Source organism: Pseudomonas sp. MEJ108 (assembly GCF_030208985.1).
GTDB lineage: Bacteria > Pseudomonadota > Gammaproteobacteria > Pseudomonadales > Pseudomonadaceae > Aquipseudomonas > Aquipseudomonas fragariae.
Map to the genome: position 1 here is coordinate 167,669 of NZ_JARVSW010000020.1, position 12,783 is coordinate 180,451.

Annotated in this window: 10 protein-coding genes; 1 reads left to right on the forward strand and 9 read right to left on the reverse strand. The window is 59.9% G+C overall.

Going from position 1 to position 12,783, the window contains the following annotated elements; translation table 11 throughout:
- Positions 1-8 precede the first annotated feature (8 nt).
- Positions 9-1,505, reverse strand: a complete 1,497-nt coding sequence (locus tag QRN50_RS11455; protein WP_060409143.1) for an MDR family MFS transporter — start codon at positions 1,503-1,505, stop codon at positions 9-11.
- 127 nt (positions 1,506-1,632) lie between these two features.
- Positions 1,633-1,803, reverse strand: a complete 171-nt coding sequence (locus QRN50_RS11460) for a hypothetical protein (protein WP_162885101.1) — start codon at positions 1,801-1,803, stop codon at positions 1,633-1,635.
- Positions 1,804-1,967: 164 nt separating this feature from the next.
- Here QRN50_RS11460 and QRN50_RS11465 point away from each other — a divergent pair, with 164 nt between their 5' ends.
- Positions 1,968-2,207, forward strand: coding sequence for a hypothetical protein (locus QRN50_RS11465; RefSeq protein ID WP_003406313.1), 240 nt, complete (start codon positions 1,968-1,970; stop codon positions 2,205-2,207).
- On the opposite strand, the gene QRN50_RS11470 is transcribed toward QRN50_RS11465, so the two are convergent.
- The 7 genes from QRN50_RS11470 to mifR all read right to left on the reverse strand — a co-directional run bounded on the left by QRN50_RS11470 (position 2,208) and on the right by mifR (position 12,783).
- Entirely contained in the window at positions 2,208-2,831 is a 624-nt protein-coding gene (locus QRN50_RS11470; protein WP_003406312.1) for a flavin reductase family protein, read from the reverse strand.
- Positions 2,832-2,976: 145 nt separating this feature from the next.
- Positions 2,977-3,294: a hypothetical protein gene (locus tag QRN50_RS11475; protein ID WP_096127062.1), complete on the reverse strand. Its 318-nt coding sequence runs from the start codon at positions 3,292-3,294 to the stop codon at positions 2,977-2,979.
- A gap of 592 nt (positions 3,295-3,886) precedes the next feature.
- Entirely contained in the window at positions 3,887-5,212 is a 1,326-nt protein-coding gene (locus QRN50_RS11480) for an MFS transporter (protein ID WP_024641536.1), read from the reverse strand.
- A gap of 215 nt (positions 5,213-5,427) precedes the next feature.
- Positions 5,428-6,975 (reverse strand): J domain-containing protein, encoded by a 1,548-nt coding sequence (locus QRN50_RS11485; protein WP_060409141.1) that lies wholly within the window; start codon positions 6,973-6,975, stop codon positions 5,428-5,430.
- On the reverse strand, positions 6,972-8,666 hold the full coding sequence (locus tag QRN50_RS11490; RefSeq protein WP_096127063.1) for a molecular chaperone HscC: 1,695 nt from the start codon (positions 8,664-8,666) through the stop codon (positions 6,972-6,974). Before QRN50_RS11490 ends, QRN50_RS11485 begins: the two co-directional genes overlap by 4 nt.
- A 166-nt stretch (positions 8,667-8,832) precedes the next feature.
- A complete protein-coding gene (locus tag QRN50_RS11495) occupies positions 8,833-11,223 on the reverse strand; it encodes a PAS domain-containing protein (protein ID WP_080433985.1) in 2,391 nt (796 codons plus the stop codon).
- Positions 11,224-11,448: 225 nt separating this feature from the next.
- Positions 11,449-12,783: a two-component system response regulator MifR gene (gene mifR, locus QRN50_RS11500; RefSeq protein ID WP_024650607.1), complete on the reverse strand. Its 1,335-nt coding sequence runs from the start codon at positions 12,781-12,783 to the stop codon at positions 11,449-11,451.

Below are 12,783 nucleotides of genomic sequence, written 5' to 3' on the forward strand. Positions count from 1 at the left end.
AAGGCCGATCAGTCCCGTCCTCGCAGCAACGTATTGGGCATCACCGCGGCTGCCGCAAGACCGAGCAGCGAAATGGCCGCGCTGGTGATCAGCAGGTTTCTGAAGGTCACTGCCAGTTCGGCGCGCAGGGTTTCCAGCGCGGGGCCGGTTGCCGCGTTCAGACTGTCGAGCAGGACGTTGCCGGAGCTGCCTTCGCCACCCAGTGCTCCTGCGCCGAGTTGGCCGACCCCGGTGTGCTGCAACATGGCCAACAGCAGCGCCGACATCAGTGCCACGCCCACTGCACCACCCAGCGAGCGGAACAGATTGGTCGTGCTGGTCGCCACGCCCATATCCCGGGGCTGAACCGAATTCTGAGTGCCGACCAATGACGTGGGGAACTGCATGCCGGTCGCAACACCTGTGAGGACCATGAACAGGCTCATGACTATCAGCGACTGCGGCGGCGTGAAGGCCATGCCCAGAATCGCAACCGGCATCAACAGCGCACCGGTCAGGATCAGCGGCTTGTAGCGCCCGGTATGCGCTGTGCGTCGCCCGGCAAAATAGGCGCCCATCGGCATGCCAATCGCCAGTGGAAGCAAGTGCAGGGCGGCGCTGTCTGCGCCGCCCCCGGTAACGGTCTGGTAACGCAGCGGCATCAGGACAATCAGGGAGATGGCCTGAAAACTGGTGAAGAACACGGTGCACCAGCACAGCACGGCGCTCTTGTTGGTGAACAGATGCATGGGCAGCAACGGTTCGGCAGTGCGACGTTCGTACCAGACGAAAATGGCCAGCGTCAGCAGGGCCGTGCCCAGTAACAACTGAACCTCGGCATCGCCCAGGCCATGCCCCTGGCCAATTTCGGTAATCCCCAACAGCAGCGCTGTCAGGCCGATGATCATCAGCACGGTACCCAGGTAATCGATGATCGGCTTGCGCTGCGGCACCGGCAGGCCGACCAGGGTCCGATACGCGACGATCAGCGCAGCGGCCCCCAATGGCAGATTGATCAGGAACACCCAGCGCCAGGACAGGTATTCAGTCATCAGGCCGCCGAGCACCGGCCCGGCGACGCTGGCCACGGCGTACATGCTGCTGAAATAACCCTGATAGCGGCCACGTTCGCGAGGTGGAACGATGTCGGCGATGATCGCCTGGCTGACCGAAACCATCCCGCCTGCGCCGATGCCTTGCAGGACGCGCGCCAGCACCAGTTGTTCCATGCTCTGCGCCAGGCCACAGAACAGCGACGCCAGGGTAAAAATCCCCAGCCCGAACAGCATCAGTTTACGGCGCCCGTAAAGATCGCCGAGCTTGCCGTAGATCGGCACGGCCACGGTCAACGACACCATGTAGGCGGATATGACCCAGGCCAGTAGATCGATGTCTCTGAACTGGGCAGAGATGGCGGGCATCGAGACCGCGACGATGGTTTGGTCCAGCGCGCTGAGCAGGACTGCCATCATCAACGCAAACAGGATGCTGCGGATGGCCGGAGGCGTTTGATTAAGACTGGTCAAGGCAAAACCTGATGGCAGTGTTGACCCGCCGCAAGTGTGGCGGGAGAGTCTGGCCAGTCTAATCCGATAGCTTGCTAATCGATAGCTGCCTTTGCGCAATGGCGATGCAATTCACGCTGTGCGCGCCTCATCGCAAGGCGCTGAAGGTTGCATCGGTTGGCACGCAATGGCCAAACGTACAGCTGGAGACATAGGGGGCCTGGCGCGCCAGTTCGTTACGATAGGCACCGGCGCCGTATACAGCCAATACCGCCAGAGCACCTGCGACAACCATGCACTTTCTTGTTATTGCTTTCATGACGCACTCCTTACCTCGGCTACAGAGCAGTTTGAAAGGACTGATTAGAGTGTAGGACAAGGTTGGGTTTTGCGTCGGCTGCCTTATCGCTGCATGCCGCGTGTCGGACGAGCCGAAAGACGCGCTAGAATTCGCGCTTTGACGTATTGGCAGGGTTGAGAGACATGGCACGCAAGGAATACAACGGGTTTGAAGTGGTCTCGGCAGTGATGCCGTCCGAGCAGGGTTATAACGCGGCGATTGCCGTGAAGGCGCTGGGCGCCGGCGGCGCACCGCGTTTTCATGCGCTGCTGCCGGACCAGAAATTCAAGACCGCCGATGATGCCGACCTGGCCGCTGTGCAAGAGCTGCAGCGGCTGGTCGATATCGATGCAGAGGGCGAACCGGTCTGGGCTGACGCCTGATCAGGCGCCGGGGCGGAACATCTTGAACAGCGCTTCCGGGCCGAGCTGGAAGTAATCCGCCGGGCCGCCGCCGCGCAGAATCGGCTCGGCGGCGGCGGTGTCGTAAACGCCGTCCTTGAGCAGCGACTTGTCGATGTGCACCGCCACCACCTCGCCGAGAATCAACCAGCTGGGCACCAGTTCCTTGTCGGCGCGTTGCAATTGAATGATCTGCGTGACCTTGCACTCGAACGACACTGGCGTTTCGAGTACACGCGGCACCGAGACGATCTGCGAGGCCAGTGGTGTCAGGTTTGCCAGTTCGAATTCGCTGACGTCCGGCGCGACTGGCGCGCAGCTCTGGTTCATGGCTTCGGCCAGCGAGCGGGTCGCCAGGTTCCAGACGAACTCGCCGGTCTGCTCGATATTATTGAGGCTGTCTTTGCGACCTACGCTGCAGAACCCGATGATCGGCGGCACGTAGTTGAACGCATTGAAGAAGCTGTAAGGTGCCAGGTTGAGTTTGCCGTTGGCATCCTGCGACGAAATCCAGCCAATCGGGCGTGGGCCTACAATCGCGTTGAACGGGTCGTGCGGCAGGCCGTGACCCTTGGATGGCTCGTAGGAGTGAATAGCGTCTGACATGCTCGGTTCCTGATGGGCTCAATAGTGGATGTCAGCATAGTGCTGCGCATTTGCAGAGGATGCCAGAGGGGCGTGTGTGTTTCATCCTGAGCCAGACATGAAGAAGCCCGACATCGGCCGGGCTTTGGGGGTGTTGCGTGAGCGATCAGCCCAGACGATTGGCGCCTACTCGATCTGCACCGTCTGCAGCAAGACGATTGGCACCGACGTGGTCTGCACCATCGGCAGCCTGACGGTTGGCACCGACGCGGTCTTCGCCATCAGCGGCGAGACGGTTGGCACCGACGTGATCTGCGCCGTCAGCCGACACGCGGATCGAGCCGACGTTAGTGTGTTTGGTACCGCCTTCAGCAACGAGGGTGGCGCTGGACAGGTCGCTTTGAACGTGGGTGGCTGGAAGTGCAAATGCGCTGGAAGCCAGAACGGAGATAGCCAGGCCAAAGATCAGTGTGTTGGTTTTCATGATGATGTCTCCAATGGGTGTCGGGTGAGTTGTCATCCCGGTATGGAGGCAATGCTACGCGCCAGCGGATTATTAAGAAGTTAATAGGATTGCTAGCGATCATCGCTGAAAATGATAGTTGTCTGTAATGCTCTGGTTTCGGGCCTTGCAGGCGGTGTTGCATTATTGTGGTGCAATTTCTGAAAAGTCTTGTAATAAAGGCTCTTGACAAATTAAAAGCGCAGTTTATTCAAGCGGTTATTACTGAAATTCGGCTAAATAACGCACCGCCCTGTAACACTCTGTTGCAGGTGCTGGATGTAATTGATTGTTTTGGAGCGGCTGATGTATCAATGCGGGCGATGATATTGATCGTTGTAAGTGAGCCTGAATGACTCTTCTGCCTGCGCGGAGTCCTCAGCGTTATACACACGTCTCGATAAGCCCGAAAAATGGAGTGAACGGGGCGGCGATCCCCATTGCTCATGAAGAGTCAGTCATAACGCTCTATTTCTGGAGGCTGTACCGGCCTCTTCGCGAGCAAGCTCGCTCCCACGAGATTTGTATATAACGATGAGAGCGGAGCTTGGGCACGAGAATCGTCGCAATCCGATCAGTCAGTTTCGATACGCGAGTGCTTACGCGTGTCTTTCATGAACACATACACCAGCAGCGAGCAGGCAATACAGGCAGTGACGTACCAGTAGTAACCGGTTTCCATCCCGATGCTCTTGAACCACAGCGCGATGTATTCCGCAGTGCCGCCGAAGATCGATACCGTCAGGGCGTAAGGCAGACCGACGCCCAGCGCACGGATCTCGGTCGGGAACAGCTCGGCCTTCACCACTGCGTTGATCGAGGTATAGCCGCTGACAATGATCAGTGCCGCCATGATCAGGAAGAACGCACCCCACCATGTCTGAATGGTATGCAACGTGGTCAGGATCGGTACGGTACACAGCGTTCCCAACACGCCGAACGCGATCAGGATCGGACGCCGCCCGACCTTGTCGGACAGCGCGCCGATGACCGGCTGCAACAGCATAAACAGAAACAGTGTCGCCGCTGATATCGACGTCGAGTCGGTGATGCTCATGCCGACGGTGTTGACCAGATACTTCTGCATGTAAGTGGTGTAAGTGTAGAAAGCCAGCGTCCCGCCCATGGTAAGACCCACGACGGTCATCAGTTCCTTGGGATGGCGCATCAGCGTACGCATCAGGCTCTCCTTGGGCTTTTCCTTCTTCTTGCGCGTGAACGACTCGGTTTCTTCCATGCCGCGACGTAGGAACAGCGCGACGATTGCGCACAGGGCGCCGATGACGAACGGGATGCGCCAGCCCCAGGCATACAGCTGCTCGGTGGTCAGCGTCTGCTGCAGAACGATCAGCACGCCCAGCGCGATGAGCTGGCCGGAAATCAGCGTGACGTACTGAAAACTGGAGAAGAAGCCACGACGTTCCTTGGTGGCCATTTCGCTGAGGTAGGTGGCGGACGTGCCGTATTCACCGCCGACAGACAGGCCCTGCAGCAAGCGGGCGAACACCAGCAGAATCGGGGCACCGACGCCGATGCTTTCATAGCCCGGTGTCAGGGCAATGATCAGCGAGCCGAAGCACATCAGCAGCACCGATGCCATCAGCGCGGCCTTGCGCCCTTTATAGTCGGCGTACAGCCCCATCAGCCAGCCACCGATGGGCCGCATCAGAAAGCCGACGGCAAAGATCGCGGCGGTGTTGAGCAACTGTGCGGTGGTGTCGCCCTTGGGAAAGAAGGCTTTGGCGAAGTACAGCGAGAAGGCGGCGTAGACGTACCAGTCGTACCACTCGACCATGTTGCCGACCGAGCCACTGAAAATCGATTTGAGACGGCTGGAGGTGGTTTTCTGGCCAGCGGCAGTAGCAGCCGACCCATGGGAGGCGGGATTGGAAGTTTCCATGGTGTTCCTTGTTTTCATTATTTTTGGAAGGAGGCATTCGATGCCCTGCCCGTTACATAGCAGGAGCTGTGCCAGACCATGAAGGCTTGTTCTAGAGCGGTAGGACGACTTTGATGAGCAAGAATCCGCTTATCTGCCCGATTGGGATAAGCGGATTCTTGCCGATGGGAGCGCTCGCAGCAGGGTGTTCTGGTCGATTGCCGACAGAAGACCGCTCAAGCGCTCAGTTTAGAGGAGATCAACAGCGCTGCCATGACGATGCTGACAGTGCCGATGATCACCATGATCGTGTGCCTTGCATAAAACTGCCGAATCTTCTGCCGGGCAGGCGCCGTCTGAAACAGGTAGCGATAAGGCGACAGGGCGACCCACAGCACCGCCAGCAGCAGATAAGCCAGCAGCGTGCGCGGGCCGTCAAGCACCTGGACAAGGCCCAGAAACAAAAAGGGCAGGCCATGCCGCAAGACCAGCGCCTGGGCACCGGGCCAGCTCAGCACCTTGGGCAGTAACTTGCTGCTCAGCCAGGCATCGGCAGGCTCTGCGAGAACCATCAGCGGACGCCATACACAGATAAAGATGAAGAAGCCGACGGTTGTCCAGAGCGGTGTCAGGAACAGCACGAGGACCCGCGTTCCCGGATTGTATTCCGTGCCTTCAGGCGCTAGCGGGGGTGCCAGCAACGCCAGCAGAAACGCGCCGATGTAGACCCAGATGAGCGGCGTGAAGTCGCTCTGCTCACGCATGAGTTTCCAGGCGTTCAGGTCTGCTTCGGGGTAGCGCTTGAGGATATCGGGGTAGTGGACGGTCAACTGCTCCTGAATATGCGCGCAGGCGTTCCACACCGAGGCGTCTTGCTTGACCGCGGTACGGATCCGCGCGGCCAGACGTGGCGGCTTGAACATCAAGTGCGCGGCCTTGCCTCCGGCAGTGCTCGGTTTGGCATCGAGCAGGCGTTGCAGATGCTCGGCGTACTCCACTTCTTCGTATCGCTGGCGCAGCGTCTGCCAGAGGTCTTCCGGGCCGGGGTGGAGGTTTTGCTGCAGGTTCCAGCCAAATACCGCGCGCGTCTGTTCCAGCAGGTCAGAGGTCACATGCTGGCTGGCAATCAGCAAGACCATGCACCTGCATTGCAAATGCTCGCGACGCTCCAGCTCTGTCAGCCAGGGCTGTTGCTCCAGCGTCTGAAGTTCTTCAATGAAGCGTGCATGCTGCCCGCTCTCGATGAGTGCGCTGAACGCTTCGAACGCCTCGCGCAATATCGCCTCGGCCAAGGCGTGCTGCTGGTAGCTGCTGATATGAATGCTTTGCCATACCGTCAGCCAGCGCAGATGCTGAAATGCAGCTTTGATCAACTCGACACGACGCGCCGAGTCGTTCAGGCACTCCAGCAGCAACAGTTGTTGAAAGCGCTCCGCCTGTCCATGCTCCATGGCGAGCTGCTGTTGCTCGGGCAGGTTCTGTGCAGTGGTTTGCCTGACCTGTTGAAGCCAGTCCAGGCCACCGGGCTGCTCGATAACGGTCGTTGTCAGAAGCGTGGCAGGCGAGGGCTCAGGCAAGGGCTGGCGCAGCATGACAGGCTGGTCGTCCTCATCCGCGCGCGATCGTGCCAGCTGCAGCGCCTCCTCATAGGCATCACGCAGATTCTGGAAGGCAGCCGGGTCTTCATCAGGACGGTTGACCTTCAGTAACCGGGCATATTGGCGTTTGATGCTGCGCTCGTCGGCATCGTTATTCAGCTCAAGTACTGACCAACAGTCGATCATCTTGCGCCCTGCTCGAACGTGTCGACTTCCTGTTTGAGTTGCTTGCGAATTTCGCTGATCTGCCGCTCGTCCTGTGTTTCCAGCACATGCTGAAACTGGGTGGTCCAGTGATCGATAAGTTCTCGATCGCTGCCCAGGCATTCCTGATACAGGCGTTCGAGTCTGGCGATCAGATGAGTGTTGACCTGTTGTTCGCGCGGATGGACTTTGAGCGCTTCGAGTACCTGAAGGCGTTCCTGTATTTCATCAGGTGTCATCACGCCAGGGTTGTTTTCGATGACCAGCTTGTGACGTTCCCCGGTCAGCTGTGTCATCACGTCGGCCTCCAGCAGGCCGTTATTGTCATAGGTAAAACGCACATCCAGCGCCACTTCGCCGGCCTTCGCCCTGGGGATCGGGATAATGAGCTCGCCCAGGGCGATGTTGTCCTTGACCATACGGCTTTCGCCTTGAAAGATCCGCACCATAACGTGCTCTTGATCATCACTGACGGTCTGCACTGTTTTTACCCGGCTGACCGGTACGACGCTATTGCGTTCGATAATGGGCAGGTAGTGACCGCTTTCATAGCGATTGCCAACTTGCGTGATGGTCTCGATCCCCAGCGTGTAAGGGCACACATCGGTGAGGACGATCTCTTCCAGCGCTGCGTCCCGGTGCTTGAGTGCCGCCTGCACCGCTGCGCCCTGAGCGACGATTTCATCGGGATTGAGTGCAATGGAAGGGAAGCGCCCGAACAGGCTCGCGGCAAGCTTGCGGATCAGTGGCATGCGCGTCGTGCCGCCCACCAGCAGAATCTCATCCAGATCGGCGACGCGTATCCGCGCGTCTCGAAGCGCACGCTCGGCCGGCGCGCGAAGGCGGTTGAGCAGGGGCGCATAAAAGTCGCTCATCTGCTCTTGAGTAATGGTCTTTCGCCATTCCCTGTCGGCGTGACGCAATACGAAGTCGGCACTCCCTTCCTGACCCAGTGCCTTGCGCACGCGCTCGGCTTCGCGCCGCAAGGCCGGGGCAATCAGCTCCGTTGACGGGAAGTCCGGCTCATCGCGGTGCAGGTTCACAAAGTGCTCGACCATGACCTGATCGAAATCTTCACCCCCCAGAAAGTTGTCGCCCGCGCTGGCACGCACTTCCATCACGCCGTCGAAAAGTTCGAGGATCGAGATGTCGAAGGTACCGCCGCCCAGGTCGAAGACCAGAAACGAGGTTTCGCCTTCCTTCTGGTGAAGGCCATAGGCCAGCGCCGCCGCTGTCGGCTCGTTGATGAGCTTCTCGACCTTGAGGCCCGCCAGCTCTCCGGCAATACGCGTGGCTTTACGCTGAGCGTCGCTGAAATAGGCCGGAACGCTGATCACCGCTTCGGTAACAGGCTCGCCAAACGCGCGCTCGACGTCAGCCTTCAGGCTTTTGAGCACCAGCGAGGACAGCTCTTCGGGGCGGTAAGTAGCAGAGCCGAGGCGAATTTCCTGGGCGCTGCCCATGTAGCGCTTGAACAGGGCGGCGGTTTTTTCCGGGTGGGTCTGCAGGCGTTCGCGGGCTGCCTTGCCGACCAGAATCTGCCCGTCGTCGTCCAGCCCGACAACGCTGGGGGTAAGTGTTTCTCCCAATGCGTTGGTCACCAGCTCGCTGCTGCCGTCGCGCCATACAGCCACCAGGCTGTTGGTGGTGCCCAGATCAATACCGACGATCATCTCGAAAATGCTCCCTGCTCTAAGAGTGTTGCGATGTTTTGCGTGATTCTGAATCAAGGCAACCGGTGTTGTCTTGGTTTCATGCGTCAAGAGTGCCGGGGTTCACTCATGCGTATCAGGCATCAGTGAATCCGCTGGCGTGATGAATTGATGCGAATCCATCCCCTCAGTGCTCGCCGCTACGGCTCACGGCCTTGTGCAGAATCGCCGCCAGATCGTCTCTGGAGTAGGGTTTCTGCAACAGGTCGAAGCGCTGTGTTTCGTCCTGAGCGATCGTCGCGAACTCAGTGCTGTACCCGGTGGTGAGAACCACCGGCATCCACGGATAGCGCGCTTCGATTTCGGCGTACAGTTCCAGGCCGCTCATGCCCGGCATGGCGATATCCGAGAACACCACATGAAAGTTTTCCGGGTTGCCGGAAAGCTCTTTCAGTGCTTCGGCGGCACTGCTTACCCAGAGCACCTGAAAGCCCATTTGCTCAAGCATGGGGCGGGTATAGGTGCCGATGTCCTGATTGTCCTCGACCATCAGCACGCACAGCCCGGGCAACGGGGTGAGGGTGTGGCGATGGTCTTCCTGGACGACTTCGTGATTCTGTGCGCTGGGCAGGCACAGCGTGAAGCGGCTGCCTTTGCCCAGCTCGCTTTCAACCAGCACTTCACCACCCGACTGTTTGGCAAACCCGAATACCTGTGACAAACCCAGCCCCGTGCCCTGGCCGACACTCTTGGTGGTATAGAACGGTTCGAAGATCAGGCCCAGTTTCTCCTTGGCAATACCGGCGCCGGTATCGGTCAGCGATACCCTTACATAGTCACCCTCTATATAGTCACCCTCGCCGAGTGAAGCGGGTTGATCGTCGGCAGGACAGGCAGCGCATTCAACCTTGATGACCAGCCGCCCCGCGCCGGACATCGCATCGCGGGCGTTGACCACCATGTTGACCAGCGCAGTATCGAACTGGCTGCCATCGGCGAAGATGAAGCACGGCTCGGCAGGCAGGTCGATGCTGACCTGAATCCGCGCGCCGGTCAGCGTGTCCATCATCTCGCCAATGCGCGCCACGCTTTTGCACACATCGAACACTTCCGGCTGCAAGGCCTGACGGCGGGCAAACGCCAACAACTGTCCGGTCAAGCGCGCGGCCCGGTCCACCGTGCTGGAAATGGCTTCGACGTATTTGACGCGACGGTGCTCTTCCAGGTTTGGCGACTTCAGCAGGTCGCTGCAGGAGCGGATCACCGTCAACAGATTATTGAAGTCATGCGCTACGCCGCCGGTAAGTTGGCCAATGGCTTCCAGCTTCTGCGCCTGATGCAGGGCGTCCTGTGAAAGCCGCAGCGCTTCATTGGCCTCTTCCTCGGCCTGAATGTCACGGCCGACGGCATGGATGAATTGCTTGTCCGGCACGGCCGTCCAGGAGATGGTCCGGTACGAGCCGTCCTGATGGCGATAGCGATTCTTGAAGTGCGGGATGGTGCGGCCGTTCTCCAGCCCGCTCATGGCGGCCAGCGTACTGTCCACGTCTTCAGGGTGCACCAGTGCCAGAAACTGGCTGTCGAGCAGTTGTTCTTCCGACCAGCCGAGGGCTTGCGTCCATGCCGGATTGACTGCCGAGATGATCCCGTCGAACTGCGCCACCAGCATCAGGTCGGTCGATAGCCTCCAGATGCGATCACGGTCCTGGGTGCGTTCGACCACGCGCTGCTCGAGCGTCTCGTTGAGCGACAGCAGGGCTTCTTCAGCGTCTCTGAGCTGGGTCATGTCCCTGGACACACAGAGGATCTTCTCCGGTTTGCCATCCTTGCCGAAAATCGGGCTGACCTGCACGTGCCACCACTTGGTGGTGCCGGCCAGGGTTCGCGCCGAGCCCGTAAAACTGGCGTTCTGACCCGCTCTGGCCGCTTCGACTGCCGCGATGGCGTCCAGATTGCCCTGTTCCTGCCAGAAGTCAGGCCAGGGGCAGCCGCGAATCGCGTTGAAATCGCTGACCTCCATGATCCGCTGACCGCCCTCACTCATGAAGGTCAGGCGCGAGTCCAGGTCCAGCACCTTGATGCAGTCGTTGATGCTCGACAGCACACGGTCCGTGAACGCTTCGTTTTCCGACTGACGTGCTTCAGCCATGACCTGCAAGGTGGTCTCGTTGACACGGCAGAACACGCCCTCGATCAGGCCGCTATCGCCATACAGCGGCGAGTAGGACAGCGACCACCAGGTCTGCTCGGGCTTGCCATTGCGCACGATGGTGCGCTGAATATCGTCGGAGCGGCGGTTTTGTCCGGCCAGCGCCTGCTCGGCGAGCGGCCGCACGGCTTCCCAGGCATCGCCCCAGACCGAGGCAATGGGCTGCCCCTGCGCCTGTGCTGCCGCGATGGGCAGGACCTGAGCGTAAGCGTCATTGAAAAACAGGGTGTAGTCCGGGCCCCAGAGCAGGTACATGCTGTCAGGGCAACTGAGCATCAGATTCATTGAAGACAGTAGCGCTGCGGGCCATGCTTGCTTAGGTCCCAGCGCGGACGTCGACCAGTCCGTCTCTCGGATAAACCGACCCATTTCGCCGCCTCCCAATGGGAGGTCGAGGGGAGTATTCACGGTAGAAAATGCCCCATCTTTCGGACTGTCAAAGTGAGCTGAATAGCCATGCGGGCATGATGTCATTATGCCTTATAAGTATCCAGCCATCACGACCCTCATATAGCCGTGAACAGTATGCAGACCCGGCGCTGCAGGAAATGTTCGGTTATCGCCGGAACAAGCTGTACGGAATCTGCGCAGCCCTCATTCGAGGAACGTTTCGCGTACCAGAGCATGGCGCTGCATCTTCTCGTTCAGCGTCCTTCGAGGCAGTTGCAGCTCATTGAGCACCGCCTTGATGTCGCCTTTATGACGGGCCAGCGAAGCGCGCAGGCATTGTGCTTCGAAGGCTTCCTGACGCGCCGCCAATGAATGCCCCGGCCATTGAGTATCAGGTTGCGGCAGGGCCTGCTCCAGACCCAGCGCCTGCCGCTCGGCGGCATTGGCCAGCTCGCGCACGTTGCCAGGCCAGTCATGGCCGAGCAAATGGCTCAGGCGCGCTGCATCCAGCGCGGGCGCCTCCCTGCCCACGCGTTCGGCGGCGGCGCGGGCGAAGTGGCTGAACAGTTGCGCGATGTCTTCAAGACGCTCGCGCAGCGGCGGCAGGCGCAGTTCGGCAACATTGAGGCGGTAGGCCAGATCTTCGCGGAAGCGCCCGGCACGCGCTTCTTCGAGAAGATCAGGCTTGGTCGCGGCAATGATTCGCAGGTCGACGTCGATGCTCTGATTCGAGCCCAGCCGCTCAAGGCGCTTGTCCTGCAGAACGCGCAGCAGCTTGACCTGCTGTGCCATCGGCATGCTCTCGATTTCATCAAGGAACACCGTGCCGCCGTCGGCATACTCCAGACGACCGATGCGCTTGCCCTGTGCACCGGTGAAGGCGCCGCTCTCGTGGCCGAACAGCTCGGCTTCGAACAGGTGCTCCGGGATGGCCGCGCAGTTGAGTGCAACAAAAGGTCTGGCGGCGCGCGGTCCGAAATCATGCAGGCAGCGAGCCACCAGTTCCTTGCCGCTGCCGGTTTCCCCGCGAATGATCACATTGACCGGCAGTTGCGCCAGTTCCAGCACCTGGCGGCGCAGTGTCTGCATGCCGGGCGATACGCCGAGCAGCGTGGCGTCCAGGCGGGTTCTGGCATCGGCCTGCTCATGCAGGCGGCGGTTTTCCAGCACCAGTTGGCGTTTCTCGAGGGCACGCCGCAGGTTGCTGATCAGGGTTTCCGGGCTGAAGGGTTTTTCCAGAAAGTCATAGGCCCCTTCGCGCATCGCTTCCACAGCCATCGGCACATCGCCATGACCGGTCAGGAGGATGACCGGCAGGTCGCGGTCTGCGCCTTGCAACCGGGTCAGTAGCTCCAGACCGCTCATGCCTGGCATGCGCACATCGGTCAGCACGACGCCGGGGAAGTGTTCCGGTAGGTGCGCCAGGCACTCTTCGGCGCGGGCGAAGACTTGCACCTCGAACCCCGACAGCGTCAGCCATTGTTCGACGGCTTGCCGAATGGGCGCCTCGTCGTCTACCACGATGACCGAATTCAACAT

Excerpts from the sequence above, each read along its gene's own strand:
- QRN50_RS11460 (WP_162885101.1), bottom strand. The coding sequence starts at position 1,803 with ATGAAAGCAATAACAAGAAAGTGCATGGTTGTCGCAGGTGCTCTGGCG.
- QRN50_RS11465 (WP_003406313.1), top strand. The coding sequence starts at position 1,968 with ATGGCACGCAAGGAATACAACGGGTTTGAAGTGGTCTCGGCAGTGATG.
- QRN50_RS11470 (WP_003406312.1), bottom strand. The coding sequence starts at position 2,831 with ATGTCAGACGCTATTCACTCCTACGAGCCATCCAAGGGTCACGGCCTG.
- QRN50_RS11475 (WP_096127062.1), bottom strand. The coding sequence starts at position 3,294 with ATGAAAACCAACACACTGATCTTTGGCCTGGCTATCTCCGTTCTGGCT.
- QRN50_RS11480 (WP_024641536.1), bottom strand. The coding sequence starts at position 5,212 with ATGGAAACTTCCAATCCCGCCTCCCATGGGTCGGCTGCTACTGCCGCT.
- QRN50_RS11485 (WP_060409141.1), bottom strand. The coding sequence starts at position 6,975 with ATGATCGACTGTTGGTCAGTACTTGAGCTGAATAACGATGCCGACGAG.
- QRN50_RS11490 (WP_096127063.1), bottom strand. The coding sequence starts at position 8,666 with ATGATCGTCGGTATTGATCTGGGCACCACCAACAGCCTGGTGGCTGTA.
- QRN50_RS11495 (WP_080433985.1), bottom strand. The coding sequence starts at position 11,223 with ATGGGTCGGTTTATCCGAGAGACGGACTGGTCGACGTCCGCGCTGGGA.
- mifR (WP_024650607.1), bottom strand. The coding sequence starts at position 12,783 with ATGTTGAATTCGGTCATCGTGGTAGACGACGAGGCGCCCATTCGGCAA.